The following is a 25,585-nucleotide window of genomic DNA, read 5'->3' on the forward strand; positions in this document are numbered from 1 at the left end:
ACCGGCAGGCGTGCTGCCGCCGGTCGAGCCGGCGATCAGTTCGAATATCCGTTGAGGGTGTACGTCAGGTCGGTGAGGATCGCCCGCGCGGCGACCGGTCCGGGGGTCGACCACACGTCGTCGGTCACGGAGAACAGACGGTTGTCGCGCACGGCCCCGAGGTCGAGCCACTCGTCGGTCTGCATGTAGTCCTTGCCGGCTTCGAGCCCGTCCTCACCGGCGAAGCGGACGAAGATCACATCGCCGTCCGCCGGGGCCGGGTCCTCCGTGTCGACGGCCTGCCACGGTTGTCCGTCGATCACCGCGAACCGCTGGGCCGGGGGCCGGGCAGCGCCGACGTCGCCCAGCACCTGTCCCGCGAACGACGCGGTGCCCTCCACCCTGGGGCCGTCGGCCGTGAACCGGACGATCGACGCCTGTGTCTGGGACGACACGAGCTCGCGGCCCAGATCGCGCGCGGCCGTCGCGTAGTCGTCGAGCACGCGACGTGCGGCCTCCGTGCGCCCGAGCGCCTCACCGACCCGCACGAACTGTTCCCTCCAGAAGACCGGATCGGACCCGACCAGCACGGTGGGTGCGATGCCGCTGAGGGAGGCGTAGACGTCCGGGGCGGTGGAGGAGCCGAGGATCATATCCGGCTGCGCGCGCTCGATCGCCGCCACATCCGGGTTGCCTGCGGCACCCACGGGCGGGAGTTCGCCGATCCCGTAGCCGAGATATTCCGGCCGGCCGGTGACCTCGGCGCTCGCTCCCACGACGCGCTCCCACAGGCCCAGGGCGCACACCGCGTCGAGCGCCGCGGGGTCGAGGACGACGATCCGCTGCGGGTCGGCAGGCACATCCGACCGGCCTGCGGTGTGCAGGACCGGTCGGGTGCCGGTGGTGGGCTGTCCCGGATCGAGCGGGGAGGGGAGTGCGCACGCGGTCGACGTGTCCCGGTCGATGCCCACGACCGACGCACCGGCGATGCGGGTCGTGGTGCGCACGATCTCCGATGCGTCGTCGTCGGGAGGTGTGGAGCATCCGGCCAGGGCTGTCGTCACCGCAGCGACGGCTGCGACGAGCACTGCTCGTGACCGGTGCACGGAAAACACGTCGGACCAACTCCTGTAGGACGCTGCTCGGATCGGACGGCTCAGGCTATCCGGTCGTGTGACGGTCGACGCCGAAGGTGTCCGCGAGGTCGTCGAGGATGCGGTGCGCACCCTGGATGCTCACCGGCATCATCCACACGCTGTCGTCGACCTCGACCTTCCGTCCCTGCAGGTTCTCCCACAGCGGATTGGTGACGAAGGGTTCGGCCGCCGCCTGCGCCTTGCCGTCGCCGAGGTCGTAGGTGGTGACGAAGATGACGTCCGCCTCGGCCTCGGTGATCAGTTCGGGGCTGATGGCATTCATGATGCTCGACGGATCCGACGGATCGGGACCCTGGCTCGCGGGGCGGGCGAGACCGGCGTCCTCGAGCACGATGCCGCTGAACGAGGTGGTGCGGTACAGCCTGGCCGTCGGTTCACCGGCGAAGCGCACGATCGAGATCGTCGGGTTGCCGGCCTTTTCGTTGATGTCCGCACCGATGGCCGCGGCGCGCTCCTCGTACTCGGAGATCTTCTGCTCGGCGAGGTCCTCCTTGCCGATGGCCTGCGCGACGAGACGGATGTTGTCCTTCCACGTCGGTCCGGTCGACTGGGAGAAGACGGTCGGGGCGATGGCGGACAGTTCCTCGTAGTTCTCTCCGTCGCGCACCTCCGCCGAGAGGATGAGGTCGGGTTCGAGCGCGGCCACCTGTTCGAGGCTCACATCCGCGGTCTTGCCGACGGACACGGCGTCGGTCGCGTACTGCCGCGAGTCGCCGAGATAGTCGGGGAACTCGTCGGTGCGGTAGTCGACGTACCCGACGAGAGGTGCCTCGAGGAGGAGCACGGCGTCGGAGTAGCTCGTGTCGAGCGCGACGATGCGGGTCGGCTCACTCTCGATCGTGGTGGAACCGCGGAAGTGTTCGACCGTCCGGGGGAAGCCGGCGGCCGGGTCGGACGCGGTGTCGGTGGACGCGTCGTCGGAGGTGTCGGCCGAACTGCAGCCGGCGACGAGCAGTCCGGCGGTAAACAGTGCTGCCGCGAACCGGACGGGGCGGGAGGAGAGAACGGGCACGGGTCGTCCTTCTGTCATACGGGGGGGAAGTGCACCCTAACCCGAGCTGTTCGCGCGTGGTGAGGTCACCTGTTGTCGTCCCTGCGTGTGAAGTGCAGCACAGGCTCCGATTGTGGTTGTCGGCTCCGCTCCAGGTAGCCTCGCGAGTCGAGTACGACAGTGAGTAGGACCCGGAGGGCGACCGTTTCGGGCAGGGTCTACGATTCGATGAGCGCAAGCCAGAGACCGTTCGCCTCCAGCCCGAGGTCGAGCGCGCATTCAGGAGGATTAGTGACTGCCGTAGCGCCCCAGCCAGTCCCAGAGATAGCTGCAGCAAGGCCGTACCCGCCGCGGCAGGGACCCAAGGGTTCGTTCATCTACAAGATGATCACGACCACAGATCCCAAGATGTTGGGGATCATGTACATGGTCACCTCGTTCGCCTTCTTCCTCATCGGCGGCCTGATGGCCCTGCTGATGCGCACCGAGCTCGCGGTCCCCGGCCTGCAGTTCCTGTCGAACGAGCAGTTCAACCAGCTGTTCACCATGCACGGCACGATCATGCTGCTGATGTACGCGACGCCGGTCGTGTTCGCCTTCGCGAACTACATCCTGCCGTTGCAGATCGGCGCCCCCGACGTCGCCTTCCCGCGCCTGAACGCCTTCAGCTACTGGCTGTACCTGTTCGGCGCGACGATCGTCATGCTCGGCTTCGTCACCCCCGGCGGTGCCGCGGACTTCGGTTGGACGGCGTACACGCCGCTCACCAGTGAGATCCACTCCCCGGGTGTCGGTGCCGACTTCTGGATCCTCGGCCTCGGCGTGATGGGTCTGGGCACCATCCTCGGTGGCGTCAACTTCATCACCACCGTGGTGTGCATGCGTGCACCGGGCATGACCATGTTCCGGATGCCGATCTTCACCTGGAACATCCTGATCACCAGCCTGCTGATCCTGCTCGTGTTCCCGCTGCTGACCGCTGCCTTCATGGGCCTGTTCGTCGACCGTCACCTCGGTGGCCACATCTACGACCCGGCCACCGGTGGTGTGCTCCTGTGGCAGCACCTGTTCTGGTTCTTCGGTCACCCCGAGGTGTACGTCATCGCGCTGCCGTTCTTCGGCATCGTCTCGGAGATCTTCCCGGTCTTCTCCCGCAAGCCGATCTTCGGTTACACCGGTCTGGTCTACGCCACGATGGCCATCGCGGCGCTGTCCATCGCCGTGTGGGCGCACCACATGTACGCCACCGGCGCCGTGCTGCTGCCGTACTTCTCGTTCATGACCTTCTTGATCGCCGTCCCGACCGGTGTGAAGTTCTTCAACTGGATCGGCACGATGTGGAAGGGCCAGATCACCTTCGAATCGCCGATGCTGTTCTCGGTGGGCTTCATCGTGACCTTCCTCTTCGGTGGTCTGACCGGTGTCATCCTCGCGAGCCCGCCGCTGGACTTCCACCTGCACGACTCGTACTTCGTGGTGGCGCACTTCCACTACGTGCTCTTCGGCACCATCGTGTTCGCGACCTACGCCGGCATCTACTTCTGGTTCCCCAAGATGACCGGACGCATGCTCGACGAGCAGCTCGGCCGCTGGCACTTCTGGCTGACCTTCATCGGCTTCCACACCACCTTCCTGGTGCAGCACTGGCTCGGTAACGAGGGCATGCCGCGTCGCTACGCCGACTACCTGCCGTCCGACGGGTTCACCACCTTGAACACGATCTCCACCATCGGTGCGTTCGTGCTCGGTGCCTCGACGCTGCCGTTCCTGTGGAACGTCTTCAAGAGCTACCGCTACGGCCAGGTCGTCACGGTCGACGATCCGTGGGGCTACGGCAACTCGCTCGAGTGGGCCACCAGCTGCCCGCCCCCGCGGCACAACTTCACCGAGCTGCCGCGGATCCGCTCGGAGCGTCCCGCCTTCGAGCTGCACTACCCGCACATGGTCGAGAAGATGCGCGCCGAAGCGCACGTCGGCCCCGGCAGCGACAAGCACAACGTCAACGTCCTCGAGGGTGCCGACCGTACCCCCGGCGACCATCCGCGCGCCTGAGCGCAGATCGACGATCGACCGAAGCCCCACCCGTTCCCCGGGTGGGGCTTCGGCCTTTCCGTGGGTCCGGACCCGCGAACGGGAGCGACGGTTCGACCTGCAACAATGAACGAGCGAGCCGGTACGCGCGTGCGTCCGTGTGTACCTCGACAGACAAGCGATCGGAGACGTAGTGGCGTCTGACAGCACGGTGCTGGTGACCGTGACCGGACCTGACCATCCCGGCGTGACCTCGGTGCTCTTCGCAGCGCTGACACGGCACGACGTCGACCTCCTCGATGTGGAACAGGTCGTGATCCGCGGCCGGCTCACCCTCGGTGTCCTCCTCGTCTGCCCGACCGATGTCGAAGCGATGCAGGACGAGGTCGAGTCCGCGATGGCCACCATCGGCATGCACGCCGACGTCCAGATCGGTGCCGAACGCGGCGCCCGCACCGTCTCGACCCACGCGGTCGTCGTGCTGGGCAGCCCGGTCAGTGCCAAGGCGCTGCGATCGGTGGGCCGCACCCTCGCGGCCCAGGGCGCGAACATCGATTCGATCCGCGGCATCGCCGACTACCCGCTCACCGGCCTCGAACTGATGATCACCGCGCCCGACACCAGCGTCGAGGCCGACGCCGCCCTGCGGCACGCCCTCGTCGAACTCGCCGCGGGCCTCGACGTCGACATCGCGGTGGAGCGCGGCGGTCTCGCCCGTCGTTCCAAGCGCCTGATCGTCTTCGACGTCGACTCCACGCTCATCCAGGGCGAGGTCATCGAGATGCTCGCCGCGCACGCCGGTGTCGAGGACAAGGTCCGCGAGGTCACCGAGGCTGCGATGCGCGGTGAGATCGACTTCGCGCAGTCCCTCGAACAGCGCGTCGCGACCCTCGCGGGTCTGCCGGCCAGCGTCATCGACGAAGTTGCCGAGCAGCTCGAACTCACTCCCGGTGCCCGCACCACGATCCGGACGCTGCGCCGGCTCGGCTTCCGCTGCGGCGTCGTCTCGGGCGGCTTCCGTCAGGTCATCGACCCGCTCGCACACGAACTCGAGCTCGACTTCGTCCGCGCCAACACGCTCGAGATCGTCGACGGCACGCTCACCGGACGAGTGGTCGGCGACATCGTCGACCGCGCCGCCAAGGCACGCGCCCTCCGCGAGTTCGCCGACGAGGCGGGCGTTCCGGTCGAGCAGACCGTCGCGGTCGGCGACGGTGCCAACGACATCGACATGCTGTCGGCCGCGGGCCTCGGCGTGGCATTCAACGCCAAGCCGGCCCTGCGCGAGGTCGCCGACACCGCACTGTCGTATCCCTACCTCGATGCGGTGCTCTTCGTCCTCGGTGTCACCCGCGAGGAGATCGAGGCGGCCGACCGCGTCGACGGAACCCTGCGGCGCGTCCCGATCGACGGCAGTGTCTGAGCTGCACTCCGACTTCGCGGACGCGGCACCCGAGCCGGTCTTCGAGGCCGCATCCGATCGGGTCTTCGACCCGGCATCGGATCCTGGTTTCGCCGAGCGCCACGGCGTACTCACCCGCGGCTACGGGCACCGACCCGACCCCGACGATCCGGCGAAGGTGCAGGCGATGCCGATCGTGCTGCACATCCCCAAGGTCGATCCGCCTGCCCGCAGCGCGGTGCTCGAGGCGGCCGCGACGGCCACGGTGGCACTGTGTTTCGACCCGAGGGTCGGTCCCGGCCCGGACGGTGAACCCGGTCCGTGGCAGGAGTCCTTCCTCGCGTGGAACGACGCGCGGATCCGGAAGGTCGCCCGCCGCGCCCGTGGAGCGCACTGGCGTGCCGCGCAGGACGTCGACGGTGTCACCGTCGACCACGCCGGTGCCCAGGCCCGGGCGTTCGTGCCCGGCCCGGTGGGGGAGCTGGACCCGCGTATCTCGCGCCTGCAGATCGGTGGCACCGACCTGCCCCACGACGATCCGCCCCCACCGGCGGACGGCGTTCCGATCCTCTGGGTGCAGAAGGACCTCGAGATGACCGTCGGCAAGGCGGCCGCGCAGGTCGGCCACGCCGCGATGTTGTTCGCCGGAGCACTGGACGTCGACACCGCACGCGCCTGGGCGACCGACGGATTCCCGTGTGCCGTCCGCGATGCGGACGAGGACACCTGGCGCGAGCTGCTCGCCCGCGTGGAGGCGGGCACGGCCGTCGCGGTCCGCGATGCGGGCTTCACCGAGGTGGCTCCGGGTTCGATCACCGTGATCGCGGTGCCCGGCACGGTCAACGCACGAGCCTGACCTCGACCAGCGTCGTGCCGGGAAGGACCATCTCGGCCCCGTCGGGCCGGAAGCCGTTGCGCCGGTAGAAGGTGTGGGCGCGAGGGTTGTCCTCGGCCACCCACAGCTGCGCCGGTTCCGCGCCCACGACCGCGTCGAACAGTGCCTGTCCCGCACCGCATCCGTGGTGCTCGGGCAGCACGTACAGGGTGTGGAGCTGGAGCGCGCGAACGGGAGCATCGTCGCCGATGGGGTCGCCCGCCGACGCGAACCCGACGATCCCGCCTTCGATTTCCGCGACGCGCACGCGCAGGGTCTGCGGACGGCGTCGGAGGATCGACCGCCACAACGCCGCGTTCTGCTCGAACGCGTGGTGGTCGTAGAACGACGCGGGAAGCAGGTGGCCGTAGGTGGCGCGCCACGTGACGTTCCGGACGCGCGCGATCGCCTCGGCCTCGTCGGGAGCGGGAACACGCACGCGGAATCCAGCCGCGCCGTGAATCATTCGCGCTCGAAGGGTTCGTCGTCCGCGATCCGGAAGATCAACACCGTCGGACCGTCGACCGGGTACGAACTTCCCACCCGCATCGGGGAGGTGTCCGCGGGTCTGCCGTCGGGGGCACTCGAATCGAAGACACACACGATGTCGCCGCGATACCACTCGGGTCCGGCGAGGGTCACTGCGGCGGCGTCGCCCGAATGCAGAACGAACAGGCCACTGCTGTCCTCGAGAGTGACGCCGGTGCGGGTCACGGTGCCGAGTTGCGAGCCGTCGACCCAGCCCTGCAGCGTGCGGCGACTGTCGTCGTGCCACGCATTCTCGTCGAGTTCGATCCCCTCGATGCCGAACCACACCAGATCGGGATAGCCCACGGACCGGGCGCGGCCTTCGAAGAAGCGTCGCTGCCGCAGCACCGGGACGCGCTTGCGCAGGCGGAGCAGTTCGCGAACGTAATCCGTTCGCGCACGGTCGGAGGCCGCCCAGTCCAGCGGCCAGGCGTCGCGGACGGGAACGTCCTCGGGGACGCAGTAGGCGTTGTTGTTGCCGTTCTGCGTGTGCCCGAACTCGTCGCCGGCGAGCAACATCGGTGTGCCCGTCGACAACAGCAGCGTCGCGAGCATCGCTCGAATGTGCCGGTCGCGGGCGGCGAGGATCTCCGGATCGTCGGTCGGCCCTTCGACTCCGTGGTTCACCGACTCGTTGTTGTTCGACCCGTCCCGGCCCTCCTCACCGTTCTCGTCGTTGTGCTTGCGCTCGTACGAGACCGCGTCGGCGAGGGTGAAACCGTCGTGGGCGGTGACGAAGTTGACCGACATCCACGGCTGCCGGATGTTCCGGTCGTAGAGGTCCTCCGAACCGGTGAGCCGCGACGCCATCTCGCGGATCCCGGAACGTCCCGCCCAGTAGCGGCGCACGGTGTCGCGGTAGCGGTCGTTCCATTCGGCCCACTGTGCCCCGAAGTTCCCGAGCTGGTAACCGTGCGCGGTCGCGTCCCACGGTTCGGCGACGAGCTTGACGTCGCAGAGGACGGGATCGGTGACGATCGCGGTGAGCAGCGCCGCCCGCGGATCGAACGCCCCACCGCGCGGACGGGCCAGCGCACTGGCGAGATCGAAGCGGAAACCGTCCACCCCCATCACGTCCGCCCAGTACCGCAGGCTGTCGCACACCATCCGCACGACGATCGGTGAGGACGCGTCGAGGGTGTTGCCGCACCCGGTCAGGTCGACATCCCGCCCGTGCGTGTCGAGCAGGTAGTAGCCGGGTGCGTCGAGACCGCGCCAGGACAGACTCGGACCGTCGACCGATGCTTCGCACGTGTGGTTGTAGACGACGTCGAGCAGCACCTCGAGCCCGGCGCTGTGGAAGGCGTCGACCATCGTCCGGAACTCGGCGATCTCGTTGCCCGCAGTGACGGCGTAGGCGGGATGCGGCGCGAAGTACGAGGCGGTCGAGTAGCCCCAGTGGTTGCGCATCCCTCGCGCACGCACCGACGGCTCGGTCACGAAGGCCTGCACGGGCAGCAGTTCGACGGTCGTCACCCCCAGCCCCACCAGATGGTCGATCACCGACCGGTGGGCGAGCCCGAGATAGGTGCCGCGCAGCTCCGGCGGCACGAGCGGATGACGAGCCGTGTACGAACCGACGTGCAGTTCGTAGACGACGGTGTTCTCCCACGGCACGCGGGGTTTGTCGTGCATGGGTGTCAGGACGGGGGTCACCACCGACAGAGGTGTGTGGCCGAGGGAGTCGGTGCTCGACATCGCACCGAACGGGTCGCCCTGGTGGGGGATCAGCCGGTCCGGATCACCGACGTCGCCGACGATCCGGCGGGACCACGGGTCGAGCAGGATCTTGTGCGGGTTGGTGCGCAGCCCCCACTGCGGTTGCCACGGCCCGTAGGCGCGGTAGCCGTACCGTTGTCCGGCGCCGACGCCGGGGACCACCCCGTGCCAGACCCCGTAGGTGCGGTCGGGCAGGTCCACGCGGTGTTCGCTCCCGTCGTCGTCGACGAGGCAGACCTGGACGCGGTCGCTGTGCGGGGCGTGGACGGCGAAGCGTGTCCCACCGTCGACCGGGGTGGGGCCGAGCGGGAAGGCGGCCCGGTCGGGGAGCGCGACCGAGCCGGACACGACAGCAGATTCGGATGCGGAGGACGACACGGGAACCGATCCTGCCGCGTTTCGGGCTCGGGCGTAAGAGAAGATGGTCCGCGTGGCACAACCTGATCCCGATTTGCTCATCGAATTCGACGACGTAGTGGTCCGACGCGGCGGAAACGTCCTCGTCGGTCCCGTGACCTGGAAGGTGGAACTCGACGAACGTTGGGTGGTTCTCGGACCCAACGGGGCAGGAAAGACCTCGCTGCTGCGGATCGCGGCGGCCGAGACGTTCCCCACTTCCGGCACCGCGCACGTCCTCGCGGAGACGTTCGGAAGGACGGATCTGTCCGAACTGCGACCCCGGATCGGATTGTCCTCCGCGGCCCTGGCCAACCGGGTGCCGAACGACGAGAAGGTCACCGATCTCGTGCTCTCCGCGGGCTACGGCGTTCTGGGCCGGTGGCGCGAGCAGTACGACGACATCGACACGAGCCGCGCGGTGGAAATGCTCGAGAGTCTCGGTGCGGAACATCTCGCCGACCGCCTGTACGGGACGTTGTCGGAAGGCGAACGCAAGCGTGCGCTCATCGCCCGGGCGCTCATGACCGATCCCGAACTGCTCCTGCTCGACGAGCCCGCGGCCGGTCTGGACCTCGGCGGTCGCGAGGAACTCGTGGCCCGGCTCGGCACGCTCGCGGCCGACCCGGATGCCCCCGCGATCGTGCTCGTCACCCATCACGTGGAGGAGATCCCGCCGGGCTTCACGCACGCCCTGCTCCTGAAGGAGGGTGGTGTGGTCGCCCAGGGCCTGCTCGACGATGTGATCACCGCCGAGAACCTCAGCGCGGCGTTCAGCCAGTCCATCTCGCTCGACAAGGTCGACGACCGGTTCTTCGCCCGCCGCACCCGCCAGGCAGGTCGGCACCGCAGGTAACTCCGGGTCGGTGGTGCCGGGACCGATCGGTTAGGTTGAGGCCATGTCCAACGATCGCTCGGCATCCACCTTCGATCCCACCGCGGTGCCCATCCGCGACGCGTCCACCGTGATGCTCGTGCGGGACTCCGCGCGCGGCGTCGAGGTGTTCCTGCAGCGTCGTGTCGTCGGCATGGACTTCGCCGGCGGCATGACCGTCTTCCCCGGCGGCGGTGTCGACCCCTCCGACACCGACGCCGAGGTGCGGTGGACCGGCCCGGACGTGGCCTGGTGGGCCGAGCGGTTCGGTATCGGCGAGGCGCAGGCACGCGCGCTGGTACTCGCGGCCGTGCGCGAGACCTTCGAGGAGTGCGGCGTGCTGCTCGCCGGCCCCACCGCGGATTCGGTCGTGGCCGACACGGGCGACTACGCCGAGGCGCGTCGTCTGCTCGAAGCGCGCGAGCTGTCCTTCGGCGACTTCCTGGAGAAGGAACAGTTGGTGCTGCGCGCCGACCTGCTGCGTCCCCAGGCGAACTGGATCACCCCGCTGGGGGAGCGGCGCCGCTACGACACGCGCTTCTTCGTCGCTGCGGTACCGGAAGGACAGCGGGCCGACGGCAACACCAGCGAGACCGATCTGGTGCAGTGGCAGACCGCGGAGGAGGCCCTCGCCGACTGGCGGTCGGGCCGGTGCATCCTGCTCCCGCCCACGTGGAGTCAGTTGTCGATCCTGTCCGGCTTCGCCACGGTCGCTGACCTCATGGCGGCGGACCCGGTCATCGAGCCGATCCTGCCGATCATGAGCCGCCGAGACGGTGCGGTCCACATCGCGTTCGACGGCGACGAGGGCTACTACGAGGTCGGTACTCATCCGTGGGCCCAGCGCTCCGACATCTAGGCTGAGGACCATGGCTGAATTCGTGACCCTCGACGTCTCCGACGGCATCGGCACCATCCGTCTCGACCGCCCCCCGATGAACGCATTGAACCGGCAGCTCCAAGAGGAGATCCGGGCCGCTGCGCGCGAGGCGACCGTCCGATCCGACGTGAAGTCGGTGATCGTCTACGGCGGCGAGAAGGTGTTCGCGGCCGGCGCCGACATCAAGGAGATGGCCGACCTGAGCTACGTGCAGATGAGCGAGATCGTCGACGACCTGCAGTCGGCCCTCGGCTCGATCGCCGACATCCCCAAGCCCACTGTCGCCGCGATCACCGGTTACGCCCTCGGCGGTGGCCTCGAGCTCGCCCTCGGCGCCGACCGGCGCATCGTCGGCGACAACGTCAAGCTCGGCACGCCCGAGATCCTGCTGGGCATCATCCCCGGTGGCGGTGGCACCCAGCGACTGGCTCGGCTCGTCGGCCCGGCGAAGGCGAAGGATCTCGTCTTCACCGGTCGTTTCGTCGGCGCCGACGAGGCCCTGTCGATCGGTCTGGTCGACGAGGTCGTCGCCCCCGACGACGTCTACGAGGCTGCGCGTCGCTGGGCCGGGCAGTTCACCGGTGCCGCCTCGCGCGCGCTCGCCGCTGCGAAGGCCGCGATCGACCAGGGCCTCGACACCGATCTGGATACGGGTCTGAAGATCGAACAGCACGTCTTCGCCGCGCTGTTCGCCACGAAGGACCGCACCATCGGCCTCGAATCGTTCATCGAGAACGGGCCGGGCAAGGCGAAGTTCGTCGGTGAGTGATGCCGACCGGCACCTGCACTTGTCTACAGCTTACCCATGAGTAGGATCACCGCATGACTGCCAGCAGGACCGACGGGGTCGACCCCGCGCCGAATCCGCACGCCACTGCCGAAGAGGTCGCAGCCGCGCTCGAGGACACCAAGCTCGCCCAGGTGCTCTACCACGACTGGGAAGCCGAGACGTACGACGAGAAGTGGTCCATCTCGTACGACGAGCGGTGCATCGACTACGCCAAGGGCCGGTTCGTCGCCGCGGCCGGCGATCAGCCGCTGCCCTACGAGCGCGCACTCGAACTCGGCTGCGGCACGGGTTTCTTCCTCCTCAACCTCATGCAGGGCGGGGTCGCGAAGACCGGTTCGGTGACCGACCTGTCGCCCGGCATGGTGAAGGTCGCGCTGCGCAACGCCGAGAATCTCGGGCTCGACGTCGACGGCCGCGTCGCCGACGCCGAGACCATTCCGTACGACGACGACACCTTCGACCTCGTGGTCGGACATGCCGTGCTGCACCACATCCCGGACGTCGAGCAGTCGCTGCGCGAGGTGCTGCGCGTGCTCAAGCCCGGCGGCCGGTTCGTCTTCGCCGGTGAGCCCAGCACGATCGGCAACTTCTACGCCCGCATGCTCGGCCGGGTCACGTGGGAGGCCACCACCAACATCACCAAGCTGCCCTTCCTGCGCGACTGGCGTCGTCCGCAGACCGAGCTCGACGAGTCCTCCCGGGCGGCCGCCCTCGAGGCCGTCGTCGATCTGCACACCTTCGATCCTTCCGATCTCGAGAAGCTGGCCTCCTCGGCCGGAGCCGTCGAGGTCGAGGCGTCGAGCGAGGAGTTCGCCGCGGCCCTGCTCGGCTGGCCGGTGCGCACCTTCGAGGCCGCCGTCCCGCAGGAGAAGCTGGGCTGGAACTGGGCGAAGTTCGCCTTCGGTGGCTGGAAGACGCTGAGCTGGGTCGACGAGAACATCCTCAAGCACGTCGTGCCCCGCAGCTTCTTCTACAACGTCATGATCACCGGTGTGAAGCCCGGCAAGTAGTTGGGCTACGACTTCACCCTCGCCGACGTCGAGTACCTGACGTCGGACGACGGCCGCGACGCTCTCGCGAGCGTCGCCGACCGGGAACTGTCGACGCGTACGCGTCTTGCCGACATCGGCTGGGCGCGTACGCGTTTCGGTGATCGTGCCGGAATGCTCGTCGAAACCGTCCTCCTGCGGCGCAAGGCGGAGGCGAAGATCGCCGGCGGCGCAGGGTGGGTGCTCACCGACGACGCTCTGCAGCAGTCGACGCCCACGCGTGTCGCGGCCCACCGCGCCCGACGGTTGCGCGGCCACACAGTGCACGACGTGACGTGTTCGATCGGCGCCGAACTCACCGAACTCGTCGGGGTCGCCGAGACCGTGATCGGCAGCGATCTCGACGACGTGCGTCTGGCGATGGCCGCGCACAACGTCCCCGGGGCGTACCTCCTGCGTGCCGACGCCCTGCGTCCGGTCACACGAGGCACCACGGTCATCGCCGATCCCGCACGCCGTTCGGGCGGGCGACGAACTCACGATCCGGCGGCGCTGCAGCCACCGCTGCCCGACCTCCTCGACGCCTACGCGGGCCGCGATCTCGCCGTGAAGTGCGCACCGGGACTGGATTTCGATTCGCTCGACTGGGCCGGTGAGGTCGAGGTCGTCTCGCTCGACGGCGGAGTCCGCGAAGCGTGCCTGTACTCGCCGGGACTGAGCACTCCCGGTGTGCGCCGACGGGCTGCGGTACTGCGTTCGGACGGAACCGGTTTCGAGATCACCGACGCCGCGGACGACGACATCCCGGAACGGGAGCCGGGGGAGTGGATCGTCGACCCGGACGGTGCGATCGTGCGTGCCGGACTCGTCCGCCACTACGCCGCAGCCCACGGACTGTGGCAACTCGACCCGCGGATCGCCTATCTCACCGGCGACAGCCTGCCCGACGGAGTACGGGGTTTCCGGATCGTCGAGCGTCTGAAGTACAGCGAGAAGACGCTCCGTCAGGCACTCGTCCGCCACGATTGCGGCGCGGTCGAGATCCTCGTGCGGGGCGTCGACGTCGACCCGGCGGTGTTACGTCCGCGCCTGAAGCTGCGCGGGTCGGCATCGCTCAGCGTGGTGCTCACCCGTATCGGCCGGACGCCGGAAGCCTTCGTCTGCACGCCGTCGCGCTGACCGCCCTCACCCGGGCGGCTGTCCTCACACGGACTGCGGTTCGCGCAGCACCACCACGTCGCCGTCGAGGGTCGTGATCACGAACTCCCCGCCCGGGCCGACGCCGGTGCCGACCGGCAATCCGGTGGCGGGATCGAGCGGTTCCTCCTCGAGCGTCGCGCCGTCCGCGAGATCGAGCACCGCCGCTGCGAGACCCCGATCGCCGTCGACGACCACATAGGCCCGGCCGTCGGCGGTCACCGCCGGCGCACCGTACGGGGTCACGTCCGCCCGTTCCCACTCGACCTCGACGCTGTCGCCGGCGTCGCGCAGGGCCGTCAGCGGGGCGCTGCCGTCGGCCGACGCGAGGAGCAGCAGTCCGTCCTCGGTGACGGCGGGACCGAGCGCCGTGGGACGGCCGGTCTCGTGGGTCCATCGCGCTTCGCCCGTCTCGGCGTCGAGCGCCCACAGGGCACCCTCCCCGTCGTGGACGTAGACGGTCGAACCGTCCGCGGACAGAACCGGACTCGTCACCGCACCTCCGGGGAGGTCGGGTACCGACCACTCCTCGGACACCACGGCGTCGTCACCGGCCGTGTAGCGCACCGCCACGAGCGCAGACCTGTCCGCACCCGGACGCCACACTGTGACGAAGACGCGGTCGGTGGAGGTGTCGACGGCCGGGGTGGTGGCGACCGGGCAGTCCGCCGAGCCACCGAAGCAGGCGGGCAGACCGTGATCGCTCGCGAGTCGCGGCAGGTTCTGTCCGTCCTCGACGGTCGGCACCGGCACGAGATCGAACAGCGGTGCCTCGAGGTGTCCCGTCTGCGGGTCGACGACGTTGACCTGACCGAAATGCGTGACCACCAACAAGCTTCCGTCGGAGGTGAACTGTGCGCTGCGGGGGCTGCCGCTCACGGGAATGCGCCAGCGACGCTGGCCGTGCTCGTTGAACGACAGCAGTCCGCCGTCCTCACCGACGTAGATGTTCGCGACGCCGTCGGAGACGGGCGTGATCGTGGTGACGGCCGGGGCGAGACGCGTGCACCAGCGTTTACGGCCCGTGTCCATCTGGAAGGAGAACAGATTGCATCCGGCTTCCGTCGCGGCCGTCACCGAGACCTGGCCGTTGGCCGCGATGCCGGCGGGGGAGCCGACCGGGCCGCCCAGCGGACGCGTCCAGCCGGGCGCGAGGTCGTCGACGCTCTCGGCGGTCGCGGTGTTGCTGTTGCGGGCATCGGAGTGCCGTCCCGGCCAGCCACCACTCGACAACACGTCGTCGGTGCCGGCCCCACCGCCGCACGCGCTCAGCGCGAAGACCACCGTCAGCGCCGGGACCGCGGTCCGCAGGACACCCCGCATCACTCAACTCCTCCACAGGCGAACGATTCGACGTGTCAGCGTATCGGGCCGGGGGTCGTGAGCCGCGAACGAGGCGGACCGTAGGCTGCCCCTATGACGAGCATGTGGGGTGCACCTCTGACGGCGAGGTGGCGCGGGTCCCGTCGCAGGGATCCCGAACAGGCACGATTCCTGACGCTGTCCTCTCTGAAGTGGGTGCTGGACAACAAGGCGTACACGCCCTGGTACCTGGTCCGGTATTACCGCCTGGCGAAGTTCCGGCTGGCCAATCCGCACGTGGTGCTGCGCGGCATGGTCTTCCTGGGCAAGAACGTCGAGATCCACGCGACTCCCGAACTGTCGCGCCTCGAGATCGGCCGCTGGGTCCACATCGGCGACGGCAACGCCATCCGCTGCCACGAGGGCTCGCTCCGGATCGGCGACAAGGTCGTCTTCGGCAAGGACAACGTCGTCAACACCTATCTCGACATCGAGATCGGCGCGTCCACGCTGGTCGCCGACTGGTGCTACATCTGCGACTTCGACCACCGCACCGAGGACGTCACCTACCCGATCAAGGACCAGGGCATCGTGAAGAGCCCCGTCCGGATCGGTCCGGACACCTGGATCGCCGCGAAGGTGACCGTGCTCCGCGGCACCCGGGTCGGCCGCGGTTCGGTGCTCGGAGCGCACGCGGTCGTCAAGGGCGACATCCCCGATTTCAGTATCGCGGTGGGTTCGCCCGCCAAGGTCGTGAAGAACCGTAAGGTGGCGTGGGAGAGCGCCGCTGCCGAGCGTGCCGCCCGGGAGGCGGCGCTCGCCGATATCGCACGGAAGAAGTCGGGAGACACGCCCGCGGACGTGCACCAGTAGCGACGCGGGCCGGACACTGTCGGGGGACAGCAATGGAGTACTCGGAGTATCGGAGTCACGACGCGACCGGCCTCGCCGAACTCGTCGCGACAGGGCAGGTGTCGGCGAGCGAACTGCTCGAGACCGCGATCGCGCGGCTCGACACGGTCGAACCGACACTGAACACCGTCGTCCGCAGGCTCGACGGCAAGGCCCGTGTCCGGGCACGCGAACCGCTCGACGGTCCGTTTGCCGGGGTGCCGTTCCTGCTCAAGGATCTGGGGCAGGATCTGGCCGGTGAGCCGACCTCCTGCGGTTCCCGCGTCCTCGCGGACCTGCCGATGGACGAGAACTCGGTGATCGTCGACCGGTGGCTCGGAGCGGGCCTGGTCCCGTTCGCCAAGACCAACACCCCCGAGTTCGGGGCGAAGGGCATCACCGAACCCGAGGCCTTCGGGGCCACCCGCAACCCGTGGGATCCGTCGGTGACGCCGGGCGGGTCGTCGGGTGGTTCCGCTGCCGCGGTCGCGGCCGGGGTCGTCCCGGCCGCCGGAGCGAGCGACGGAGGCGGCTCCATCCGCATTCCCGCCGCCTGCTGCGGGCTCCTCGGGCTCAAGCCCGGTCGCGGACTCGTGCCCACCGGTATGCGCGGCGGGGAACCGCTGCACGGGGCGGCCACCAACGGGGTGATCTGCCGGACGGTGCGCGACGCCGCTGCCTTCCTCGACGTCATGGCGGGTCCGTATGCGGGTGGGCCGTATCTCGTCGAGCGTGCGCAGTCGTACGCGGAGGCCGCGCGCTCGGCGCCGAAGCGGTTGCGGATCGGATACGAGACCGCGTCACCGATCGGGACGCCGGTCGATCAGGAGGCGAAGGCCGCGGTCGATGCTGCCGTCGCGGTGCTCGAGGAACTCGGCCATCACGTCGAACCCGCCTCGACGGGTATCGACGAACGGCGCCTCGCCGAGGACTTCCTCACCATGTGGTTCGCCACGGCCGCCGCGGAGGTCGCCGAGGCCTGCCGTCTCACCGGAGCGCGACCCGAGGACTTCGAGTTCGACACCCGCATCATCGCCGCCGTGGGCAAGGCGACCTCGGCGTCGGACTACATTGCAGCACATGCCCGCTGGGCCGAGTACGCGAGCGGTCTCGCGCAGTTCCACGAACGTTACGATCTGCTGCTCACGCCGACACTCGCCTTCCCGCCGTCGCGCATCGGCGAACTCGACACGCCCCGCTGGATGCGGCGTGCCGGTGAGGCGCTCCTGCGGACCCGCACCGCGTGGATCGCGACCCGGGCCGGTTTCATCGACCGGGTGGTGGACGACAATCTGGGCCGCACTCCCTACACGCAGCTGGCCAATATCACCGGGCGCCCGGCGATCTCGGTGCCGTTGCACTGGACGGCGTCCGGTCTGCCGCTCGGGGTGCAGTTCGTCGGCCCACTCGGTGGGGAGGGCCTGCTCCTCGCCCTCGCAGGCGAACTCGAACAGGCCCGGCCGTGGTTCGATCGGCAGCCGCCGCTCGCTCCCGCCGAGTTGCGCACCGCGTCCTGAGACGGGAGTCGACTCAGGATCGGCGCAGAGCCTTCCGATACACGACCGTCTCGCACGGAACCGCAAGAGCCGGAACGAGTTCCGGATGGCGCGTATCGAGGGGCGCGGGTTCCTCCGGCACGTACCCGAGCCGGGTGTAGAGCCGGTCGAGGAACACCTTCGACTCGTGTGAGGTGTCGCGCGGACGGATCACCTCGAGTTGCATCGTCTCGAAACCTCGCTCGGCGAACTCCGTCTCGACGGTGTCGATCAGGAGGCGGCCGACGCCGGTGCCGCGGACTTTCGGGTCGGAGGCGAGCATCCCGAACTCGGCCGTCGTCGCGTCGACCGGAGTCACGCGGATGCAGCCGACCACCCGGCCGTGCGAGCGGGCGATGCGGATGCTGCCCTCCTGCGCGTACCGGGTGATCTCGTCCGTGTCGGTCCGTGTGGTGCCCGGTACCCACATGCCGTCCTCGGCCACCGCGTAGACGGCGTTGAGCAGTTCGGTGACGGCGACGATGTCGGATTCATGCGGTTCGAGGCGCTCGACCTCGACCGTGTGCTGCTCGTTCATCCGCGATCCGGGAGTGGACGTTGGGGAATCGTGGGGCGTGCGAGTGGGTGACGCACCCGCCGCTTCGCCGACGAGTAGACCTGCGCTGTCTCCTCGGCGACGCGGCGCCAGTCGAAGTCGTCGGTCAGTCGTGCCCGGGCGGCCCGCGCACGTACCTGCGCGGCCTCGGGATCGTCGAGGGTCTCCCGGACGGCCGAGACGAGTCCGGCCACGTCGCCGGGCCGGAACGACAGTCCGGTCACGCCGTCGACCACGGCTTCGCCCAGGCCACCGGCGGTGGAGGCGATGAGCGGGGTACCCGCCGCCGCGGCCTCGAGGGCGATGATGCCGAACGGCTCGTACCGGCTCGGCAGCACGATCGCGTCGGCGCCGTGCAGCCAACCGAGCAGTTCGGTGTGGTCGAGGTTGCCGAGGAAACTCACCGAGCGCGCGACGCGGTGCACGCGTGCCTGCTCGCGCAGCCACTCGAACTGGGTGCCCTCACCGGCGACCACGAGGGTCGTGCCGGGATGCGAGCGGCGGATGCGGGGGAGCGCGGCGATCGCGTCCTGCACACCCTTCTCGTATTCGAGGCGGCCGACGTACAGCAGTCGTGCCGGCCCGGGACGCGGTTCGCGTTCGCGGTACGACCAGGTGGTGATGTCGATGCCGTTGCGGATCACCGAGATCTCCGGCAGATCCGGACCGTACAACTCGGTGACCTCGTCGTGCATCGACGCCGAACACGTGATGAGACGGTCGGATTCGTTGGCGAGCCACCACTCGACGGAATGCACCTGCCGGTTGATCCGGCCCGACAGCCAGCCGCTGTGGCGACCGGCCTCGGTCGCGTGCAGGGTCGACACGAGCGGCACGTCGAAGTACTCGGCCAGCGCGATCGCCGGGTGGGCGACGAGCCAGTCGTGGGCGTGGACGACGTCCGGATACCAACCCTCGCCGATACCGCCACGGCTCAGTCCGATCCCGGCGCGGACCATCGCGTGGCCCATCGCCAAGGTCCAGGCGATCATGTCTTCGCCGAAGTCGAAGTGGGGTGCGTCCTCCGCGACCGCGACTACGAGCACGCCGTCGGCGATGTGGCTGATCGTGGGGTGGGTCGAGGCATCGGTTCCGGTCGGGCGACGTGACAGCACCACCACTTCGTTGCCCGCCGCGGCGAGTTCGGTGGCGAGGTGGTGGACGTGTCTGCCCAGGCCGCCGACGACGACGGGTGGGTACTCCCATGAGACGAGCAGGATCTTCATTGCGGGCCTCCGTGGCGTCCGGGCAGTCGTCGGGCGTCGAGTCCTGGGAAGAGATTGTCGGCGCGGTTCCATCCGTCGGCCAGACGCTGTGCCGTCTCGGTGCGTCCGGAATCCACCGCCTCGGCGATCTCACGCAGGGCGTGGGCGTGTTTGTGCGCGCGGTCGCGGGCGTAGGCGGCGGCAGTGTCCTTGCTGACCATGAACGCCCAGTCGCTGGAGACCGTCAGCAGCGCTTCGCGCACCATCTGGTCGTGCACGCGGTTGCGGAGCGCGACCGACGACGTGCTCTGCTCGCGGGACTTGTCGATGCTGTCGAGGGTCGTGCGCACCACCTCGTCGTTGAGACGCACGAGATCGGCGACCTGGTCGCCGGCCCAGACCCGCCAGTCCTTGCCCGACCCCCACGACGAGTTCTCGAGATCGACGGAGGCACCGACATATCCGCGGTCGCGCGCATCGGCGAGGGTACCCACCTCGATGCCGGCCTCGGGAAGAGCGCGGAGCAGTCGTTCGAGGAAGATCGGGCCCTCGAACCACCAGTGACCGAACAGTTCCGTGTCGAAGGCCGCGACGACGAGTGCGTCCCGGCCGATGCGGTCGGATTCGCTGCGCAGTCGCTGCCGGACGGTCTCGACGAAGTCGGCGACGTGCCGGTCGACGGCCTGTGACGCGAGTTCGGGGTCGTAGGGGGCCTTCTCGTGGGAGGGCACCGTGCGGCCCGTGACGCGGGACGGCTTGAGTCCGGTGTCGTGGCAGTAGGTGTGGAAGTCGCGGTAGGCGGAGTGGCCGGGATAGCCGGACTTCGGCGACCACACGCGATACGAGACTTGCAGGTCGCGGCCGAAACATACGACGTCCGAGTCGCGGACCGTGCGGCCGAGCGAGGTGTCGCCGCGCAGCGCGGGACCGTCGACCATGAAGTGCTCGACTCCCGCTGCGGCGTAACCCTTCTCCATGCCCGGGGTGTAACCGCATTCCGGACCCCAGATGCCGCGCGGGCGATGGTTCCAGCGGGCGTGCGCGTCGGCGAGACCCTCGGACAGGGAGAAGGCGCGCAGTCGCGGGTCGAGGAGGGGCTGGAACGGATGGGCGAGGGGGCCACCGAGCAGTTCGATCGCGTCGGCGTCGATCAGTTGTCGCACGACGGGGGATCCGCCGTGGCGCCAATGGGTTTCGAAGTCCTCCAGTGCGGCAGTGGCGGCGCGGTGCTCGCGGGCGCCGAGCGCGCGGTAGGACTCCTCCCGCATGCCGGCGGCCTCGTGCGCGCGCAGCTGCCAGTTGCCGAGCCAGTGGTGCATTCCGGCGAGGCAGTGCGGGTCGTCGAGTTGCGCGGCCAGTACCGGGGTGATGCCGAGTGTGAGCATCCGGGTCCGGCCTTCGGCGGCGAGCCGCCGCAGGACGTCGGTGACGGGCAGATAGGTCGCTGCCCACGACTGGTAGAGCCATTCCTCGCCGACGGGCCACCGGCCGTGATGGGCGAGCCACGGGAGGTGGGAGTGGAGGACGAGCGCGAACATGCCGGGTTCGCGAGATGATGCGGCACTCACGGAGCGGTGTCCTTCGCTGCGGGGTCCTTCACGGCGATCGCGACGAGATCGAGGCTGGCGTCGATGTTCTCGGGGACGATGGTGAAGTCGTCGGTGGAGACCATGGCGACGTCGGCGGTGAGATCGTCCGGCCACGGTTGTCCGGCGAGGGCGCGTTCGATCTGGGCATCGATGAACGATCCGCTGTGCTTGGCATCGAGTGCGCGCAGCGTGGGGCCGTGGTGCACGCCGGTCATGAGTTCGACGCGGAAGCCGGCGTCCTCGAGAAGTTCGGTCAGTTCGGCGGCGTTCAGCTCACGGGTGTGGAAGGGGTTGAGCGGGGTGTCGCGGCCGGGGGAGAAGGTGATGCGGTTGGGAGTGCTGATCAGCAACTCGCCGCCGGGGGTGAGAACGCGGTGACATTCGCGTAGGAACTGTGTCTGATCCCACAGATGCTCGATCACCTGGAAGTTCACGACCGTATCGACCGATTCGTCCTCGAGGGGAAGTTCGGCGAGATTTCCGTGCCGGATGTCCACGCGGGGGTAGCGCGCGCGGATGTGTGCGACGGCGCTCTCGTCGTAGTCGAGGCCGATCACGCGCGTCGCCACGTCGGCGATCATGTCGGCTCCGTAGCCTTCGCCGGCACCGGCCTCGAGCACGGTCCGGTTCCCACAACGGGAGAGAAAGTGCTGGTAGACGACCTCGTGACGTCGGAACCAATAGTTCTCCTCGGCGATGCCGGGGACCGTCCGTTCGCCGGTGAGGGGGAGGGTGTGCGCGTCATCGGCGCGGGCGGGGGTGTCGCTCACCGCCACGACATTAGACCTCTCCCCGGAGGGGTGGTCTCCGGTGTTCCAGATCACAGGTTTCGTCGTCCTTTCGTACGGCTATGGTGAACCGGGAATCCCGTCAAGTTACTGGCTGGTAACTTAGCGGCTGATAATCTATCGCACACGCCGTGCGAAAGACACGAGTGCTCGGTTCAGGCAGCGCCTTGCCGACCAAAGGCAGCTACACACAGGAGGTCGACGCAGACCCATGACGAACATCGTCGTTTTGATCAAGCAGGTCCCCGACACGTGGTCCGAGCGCAAGCTCAGCGACGGCGACTACACGCTCGACCGTGAGGCCGCCGACGCCGTGCTCGACGAGATCAACGAGCGCGCCGTCGAGGAAGCTCTGCTCATCAAGGAGCGCGACGGCGGCGAGGTCACCGTTCTGACCGCGGGCCCGGACCGCGCCACCGACGCCATCCGCAAGGCGCTGTCCATGGGCGCCGACAAGGCGATCCACCTCAACGATCCCGCCATGCACGGCTCCGACTCGATCCAGACCGCGTACGCGATCGCCGCTGCACTCGGCCAGATCGAGGGTGTCGAGCTGGTCATCGCCGGTAACGAGGCCACCGACGGTCGCGTGGGCGCCGTGCCCGCGATCATCGCCGAGTACCTGGGCCTGCCCCACCTGACGCACCTGCGCAAGCTCACGATCGCGGACGGCAAGGCCTCCGGCGAGCGCGAGACCGACGAGGGCGTCTTCGGCATCGAGGCTCCGCTCCCCGCCATCGTCTCGGTCACCGAGAAGATCAACGAGCCCCGCTTCCCCTCCTTCAAGGGCATCATGGCCGCCAAGAAGAAGGAAGTTCAGACCCTCACCCTCGCCGATATCGGTCTCGATCCCGAGATCTTCGGTGTTGCGAACGCTGCGTCCACCGTCACCGGTGTGACCCCGAAGCCCCCGCGCACCGCGGGTGAGCGCGTCACCGACGAGGGCGACGGCGGCAGCAAGATCGCTCAGTACCTGGTCGGCCAGAAGATCATCTGATCGCGCCCCGCGACAACATCTGACATATCTAGGAGAGAAGTAGTAATGGCAGAAGTACTCGTGCTCGTCGAGCATGCCGAGGGCGCGCTCAAGAAGGTCAGCACCGAACTCATCACCGCCGCGCGTGTGCTCGGCGAGCCCTCCGCCGTCGTTGCAGGTGCCCCCGGCACCGCCGACGCGCTGCAGGACGCCCTCGCCGCCGCCGGTGCGGTCAAGGTCTACGCCGCCGAGTCCGAAGACGTCGACAACTACCTGGTGACCCCGAAGGTCGACGTCCTCGCGTCGCTCGTCGAGTCCACCAGCCCCGCCGCCGTCATCACCGCCGCGTCCGTCGAGGGCAAGGAGGTGTCGGGCCGCCTCGCCGCCCGCATCGGCTCCGGTCTGCTCGTCGATGTCGTCGACGTCAAGGCCGACGGCTCCGCCGTGCACTCGATCTTCGGTGGCGCGTTCACCGTCGACGCCAAGGCCAACGGTGAGGTCCCCGTGATCTCCATCCGCCCGGGTGCCATCGAGGCCAAGCCCGAGGCTGCCGCCGCCGAGCGCGTGGCCGTCGAGGTTCCGGCCCAGGAAGAGAACGCCGTGAAGATCGTCTCGCGCGATCCGATCGTCGGCGGCGACCGTCCGGAGCTGACCGAGGCGTCGATCGTCGTCTCCGGTGGCCGCGGTGTCGGTTCGGCCGACAAGTTCTCCGTCGTCGAGGAGCTCGCCGACTCGCTCGGTGCCGCCGTCGGTGCTTCCCGCGCCGCCGTCGACTCGGGCTACTACCCGGGCCAGTTCCAGGTCGGTCAGACCGGTAAGACGGTCTCCCCGCAGCTGTACGTCGCGCTCGGCATCTCCGGCGCCATCCAGCACCGCGCCGGCATGCAGACGTCGAAGACCATCGTCGCCGTCAACAAGGACGAAGAGGCTCCGATCTTCGAGATCGCGGACTACGGCGTCGTCGGCGACCTGTTCAACGTCGCTCCGCAGCTGACCGAAGAGGTCAAGAAGCACAAGGGCTGATCCGCTCCGGCAGATCGATCCCTGCGCGGCCCCGCTCCTTCGAAAGGAGCGGGGCCGCGTGCATTCTGCGGGAGTGTTCATCGGCGATGCATCGCCGCGACACCCCGTCGCCGCCGACGCGCCTCCCACGGTCGTTACACCTTGGGGCATGACCACATCGCCGGTGCTGTACCGCCCGAGTGGATTCACCGCTCCCGTCCTGTCCGGCCCCCGCTACTCCCTCGTCGTGTCGACCGAAGCGTCGGATCGCCTGGCTGCGCAACGTCTTCGGTACCGGGTCTTCTCCGGTGAACCCGGCTTCCGGATCCCCGATGCGGGGGACGGATCCGACGCCGACCGGTTCGACGAGTTCTGCGACCACGTGCTGGTGCGCGATCGGGTCACCGACGACGTCGTCGGCTGTTACCGGATGCTGCCGCCCGAAGCCGCCCGCGAGGCCGGTGGGTACTACACCGCCACCGAATTCGATCTCTCCGCACTCGACCCACACGGGCGCGGCCTGGTGGAGATGGGCAGGGCCTGCGTCGATCCCGCCCACCGTTCCGGGTCGGTCCTGACCCTGATGTGGGCCGGCATCCTGCATTATCTCGAGGCGACCGGACACAACGAGGTCGTCGGATGCGTCTCGGTGCCCATGCGCACGACGCCCGACGAACCCGAGGCATCGAACGTCCGGGCCGTGCGCGACCTGCTGCTCGAACGACACGCCGTCGAACCCGCAGCGCGGGTCCGACCGCTGAATCCCGTGATGGTCGACGGCCACCCGCTCGACGAGATCGTTCCGTTGCCGCGCCCGGTCGTCCCGCCGCTCCTGCGCGGATACCTGCGGCTCGGTGCCCGGATCTGTGGTGAACCGGCCCACGACCCGGACTTCGGGGTAGCCGACTTCGTCGCGGTCCTCGCCGTGGACCGGGCGGACACCCGTTATCTCGCCCGCCTGCGCGCGGCCGCCGAGCGTGCCGAGCGGGGGCCGTGGTGACTCGGGCCGGTACGACACCGGTGCACGCGTGGATGCCGTCGAGTCCGTGCGGGATCCGGTGCCTGCCGGACAGGACGGACCGTGTGGGTCTGCCGACGGTGTGGTTGCGCATCGCGATCGTCACGGTCGTGCTGATGATGGTGCCGCTCCTGCCGGCCGGGCGGATGATTCCCGCGACGTGTCGGGAGAGCGCGGTGCGCCGCAGTGCGCGCGTGTTGTTGTGGTGCGTAGGCATCCGTCCGACGATCGACGACCGGCGTGACCGGCGGGCGCACGCAGGGGGCGTGCTCGTCGTTGCGCCGCACGTCTCGTGGACGGATGTCCTCGTCCTCACCGCGGTCGCTCCCGCGGAGTTCGTCGCACGAGCGGATCTGCTCGACTGGGGTCTGCTGGGCGCACTCGCACGCCGGATGCGTGTCATCACCATCGAACGGGAACGATTGCGACTGCTGCCCGACGTGATCGAGCGAGTTCACACCCGCCTGGTGGAGGGTGGACGCGTCGCGGTCTTCCCCGAGGGCACGACCCGATGCGGCCGGTCCCTCGGCGGTTTCCGCCCCGCACTGCTGCAGGCGGCCGTGGACGCGCAGTGCCCCGTCCAGCCCGTGGGCCTGCGATACGGCGAGCGCGGGGGAGAGCTCACCGCCGTGCCGGCCTTCGTCGGCGACGAGACGATAGGTTCCTCGATCCGGCGGATGATCCGGAACCGCGGTGTCGTCGTCGAAGTCGTGCTCGCTCCGCTCGAACATCCGGGTCGGGACCGGCACGATCTCGCAGCCCGATGCGCCCGCGCGGTCCGTGACGAGCGCCCGGTCGAGGCCGTGACGTTCCTGCCGGTCGGCGGCTCACCGGTCGGTGGAGCGGCACGGACGGTGGACGCCGCCTGACGGGCGACCCCCTGAGCGCGGCGGGCACCTGCGCCGACCCGCTATCC

Annotated in this window: 23 protein-coding genes; 14 read left to right on the forward strand and 9 right to left on the reverse strand. The window is 69.0% G+C overall.

Annotated elements, in window-relative coordinates; translation table 11 throughout:
- Positions 1-35 precede the first annotated feature (35 nt).
- Complete coding sequence (locus tag ACNJ7K_RS13895) at positions 36-1,094, reverse strand: iron-siderophore ABC transporter substrate-binding protein (RefSeq protein ID WP_487041815.1); 1,059 nt, start codon at positions 1,092-1,094, stop codon at positions 36-38.
- A gap of 46 nt (positions 1,095-1,140) precedes the next feature.
- Positions 1,141-2,148: an ABC transporter substrate-binding protein gene (locus ACNJ7K_RS13900; protein WP_487041816.1), complete on the reverse strand. Its 1,008-nt coding sequence runs from the start codon at positions 2,146-2,148 to the stop codon at positions 1,141-1,143.
- A gap of 270 nt (positions 2,149-2,418) precedes the next feature.
- On the opposite strand from ACNJ7K_RS13900, the gene ctaD reads away from it, so the two are divergent.
- From ctaD to ACNJ7K_RS13915, 3 genes are all read left to right on the forward strand, one after another.
- A complete protein-coding gene (ctaD, locus tag ACNJ7K_RS13905; protein WP_072740429.1) occupies positions 2,419-4,179 on the forward strand; it encodes an aa3-type cytochrome oxidase subunit I in 1,761 nt (586 codons plus the stop codon).
- Between the two features lie 172 nt (positions 4,180-4,351).
- The gene (gene serB, locus ACNJ7K_RS13910) at positions 4,352-5,581 is read left to right on the forward strand and encodes a phosphoserine phosphatase SerB (protein WP_120279782.1); all 1,230 of its coding nucleotides are present in this window, start codon (positions 4,352-4,354) and stop codon (positions 5,579-5,581) included.
- Entirely contained in the window at positions 5,574-6,416 is an 843-nt protein-coding gene (locus tag ACNJ7K_RS13915; protein WP_487041817.1) for a peptidyl-tRNA hydrolase, read from the forward strand. The genes serB and ACNJ7K_RS13915 overlap by 8 nt, the downstream gene beginning before the upstream one ends.
- On the opposite strand, the gene ACNJ7K_RS13920 is transcribed toward ACNJ7K_RS13915, so the two are convergent.
- Both ACNJ7K_RS13920 and glgX read right to left on the reverse strand, forming a co-directional pair.
- Positions 6,400-6,873 (reverse strand): GNAT family N-acetyltransferase, encoded by a 474-nt coding sequence (locus ACNJ7K_RS13920; protein ID WP_120283501.1) that lies wholly within the window; start codon positions 6,871-6,873, stop codon positions 6,400-6,402. The two genes, ACNJ7K_RS13915 and ACNJ7K_RS13920, sit on opposite strands and share 17 nt — an antisense overlap.
- A 23-nt stretch (positions 6,874-6,896) precedes the next feature.
- Positions 6,897-9,029: a glycogen debranching protein GlgX gene (gene glgX / locus ACNJ7K_RS13925; RefSeq protein WP_487041818.1), complete on the reverse strand. Its 2,133-nt coding sequence runs from the start codon at positions 9,027-9,029 to the stop codon at positions 6,897-6,899.
- 73 nt (positions 9,030-9,102) lie between these two features.
- On the opposite strand from glgX, the gene ACNJ7K_RS13930 reads away from it, so the two are divergent.
- From ACNJ7K_RS13930 to ACNJ7K_RS13950, 5 genes are read left to right on the forward strand one after another with little or no spacing between them, the layout of a single operon-like run.
- Positions 9,103-9,933, forward strand: a complete 831-nt coding sequence (locus ACNJ7K_RS13930) for an ABC transporter ATP-binding protein (protein WP_120279779.1) — start codon at positions 9,103-9,105, stop codon at positions 9,931-9,933.
- A 43-nt stretch (positions 9,934-9,976) separates the two neighbouring features.
- Positions 9,977-10,810: an NUDIX hydrolase gene (locus tag ACNJ7K_RS13935; protein WP_120279778.1), complete on the forward strand. Its 834-nt coding sequence runs from the start codon at positions 9,977-9,979 to the stop codon at positions 10,808-10,810.
- A 10-nt stretch (positions 10,811-10,820) separates the two neighbouring features.
- On the forward strand, positions 10,821-11,600 hold the full coding sequence (locus ACNJ7K_RS13940) for an enoyl-CoA hydratase-related protein (RefSeq protein ID WP_120279777.1): 780 nt from the start codon (positions 10,821-10,823) through the stop codon (positions 11,598-11,600).
- 53 nt (positions 11,601-11,653) lie between these two features.
- Positions 11,654-12,631, forward strand: a complete 978-nt coding sequence (locus ACNJ7K_RS13945; RefSeq protein WP_120279776.1) for a class I SAM-dependent methyltransferase — start codon at positions 11,654-11,656, stop codon at positions 12,629-12,631.
- On the forward strand, positions 12,632-13,789 hold the full coding sequence (locus ACNJ7K_RS13950; protein ID WP_487041819.1) for a THUMP-like domain-containing protein: 1,158 nt from the start codon (positions 12,632-12,634) through the stop codon (positions 13,787-13,789).
- A gap of 24 nt (positions 13,790-13,813) precedes the next feature.
- On the opposite strand, the gene ACNJ7K_RS13955 is transcribed toward ACNJ7K_RS13950, so the two are convergent.
- On the reverse strand, positions 13,814-15,130 hold the full coding sequence (locus tag ACNJ7K_RS13955; protein ID WP_487041820.1) for an outer membrane protein assembly factor BamB family protein: 1,317 nt from the start codon (positions 15,128-15,130) through the stop codon (positions 13,814-13,816).
- A gap of 93 nt (positions 15,131-15,223) precedes the next feature.
- On the opposite strand from ACNJ7K_RS13955, the gene ACNJ7K_RS13960 reads away from it, so the two are divergent.
- A complete protein-coding gene (locus tag ACNJ7K_RS13960) occupies positions 15,224-15,982 on the forward strand; it encodes an acyltransferase (RefSeq protein WP_059380749.1) in 759 nt (252 codons plus the stop codon).
- Between the two features lie 32 nt (positions 15,983-16,014).
- Entirely contained in the window at positions 16,015-17,517 is a 1,503-nt protein-coding gene (locus ACNJ7K_RS13965; protein WP_120279773.1) for an amidase, read from the forward strand.
- Between the two features lie 13 nt (positions 17,518-17,530).
- On the opposite strand, the gene ACNJ7K_RS13970 is transcribed toward ACNJ7K_RS13965, so the two are convergent.
- The 4 genes from ACNJ7K_RS13970 to ACNJ7K_RS13985 are packed head-to-tail and all read right to left on the reverse strand — an operon-like array spanning position 17,531 to position 21,661.
- Entirely contained in the window at positions 17,531-18,073 is a 543-nt protein-coding gene (locus ACNJ7K_RS13970; RefSeq protein ID WP_487041821.1) for a GNAT family N-acetyltransferase, read from the reverse strand.
- Positions 18,070-19,317, reverse strand: coding sequence for a glycosyltransferase family 4 protein (locus tag ACNJ7K_RS13975; protein WP_487041822.1), 1,248 nt, complete (start codon positions 19,315-19,317; stop codon positions 18,070-18,072). The genes ACNJ7K_RS13970 and ACNJ7K_RS13975 overlap by 4 nt, the downstream gene beginning before the upstream one ends.
- Positions 19,314-20,834, reverse strand: a complete 1,521-nt coding sequence (locus ACNJ7K_RS13980; RefSeq protein WP_487041851.1) for a 1,4-alpha-glucan branching protein domain-containing protein — start codon at positions 20,832-20,834, stop codon at positions 19,314-19,316. The genes ACNJ7K_RS13975 and ACNJ7K_RS13980 overlap by 4 nt, the downstream gene beginning before the upstream one ends.
- A gap of 26 nt (positions 20,835-20,860) precedes the next feature.
- Entirely contained in the window at positions 20,861-21,661 is an 801-nt protein-coding gene (locus ACNJ7K_RS13985; protein WP_487041823.1) for a class I SAM-dependent methyltransferase, read from the reverse strand.
- Positions 21,662-21,884: 223 nt separating this feature from the next.
- On the opposite strand from ACNJ7K_RS13985, the gene ACNJ7K_RS13990 reads away from it, so the two are divergent.
- From ACNJ7K_RS13990 to ACNJ7K_RS14005, 4 genes are all read left to right on the forward strand, one after another.
- A complete protein-coding gene (locus ACNJ7K_RS13990) occupies positions 21,885-22,670 on the forward strand; it encodes an electron transfer flavoprotein subunit beta/FixA family protein (protein ID WP_019288406.1) in 786 nt (261 codons plus the stop codon).
- A gap of 45 nt (positions 22,671-22,715) precedes the next feature.
- Entirely contained in the window at positions 22,716-23,672 is a 957-nt protein-coding gene (locus tag ACNJ7K_RS13995; RefSeq protein WP_006554564.1) for an electron transfer flavoprotein subunit alpha/FixB family protein, read from the forward strand.
- 148 nt (positions 23,673-23,820) lie between these two features.
- On the forward strand, positions 23,821-24,651 hold the full coding sequence (locus ACNJ7K_RS14000) for a GNAT family N-acetyltransferase (RefSeq protein WP_487041824.1): 831 nt from the start codon (positions 23,821-23,823) through the stop codon (positions 24,649-24,651).
- 32 nt (positions 24,652-24,683) lie between these two features.
- Entirely contained in the window at positions 24,684-25,538 is an 855-nt protein-coding gene (locus tag ACNJ7K_RS14005; RefSeq protein WP_487041825.1) for a lysophospholipid acyltransferase family protein, read from the forward strand.
- Positions 25,539-25,585 lie beyond the last annotated feature (47 nt).

Source organism: Rhodococcus shunpengi (assembly GCF_048381395.1).
Taxonomy (GTDB): domain Bacteria; phylum Actinomycetota; class Actinomycetes; order Mycobacteriales; family Mycobacteriaceae; genus Rhodococcus.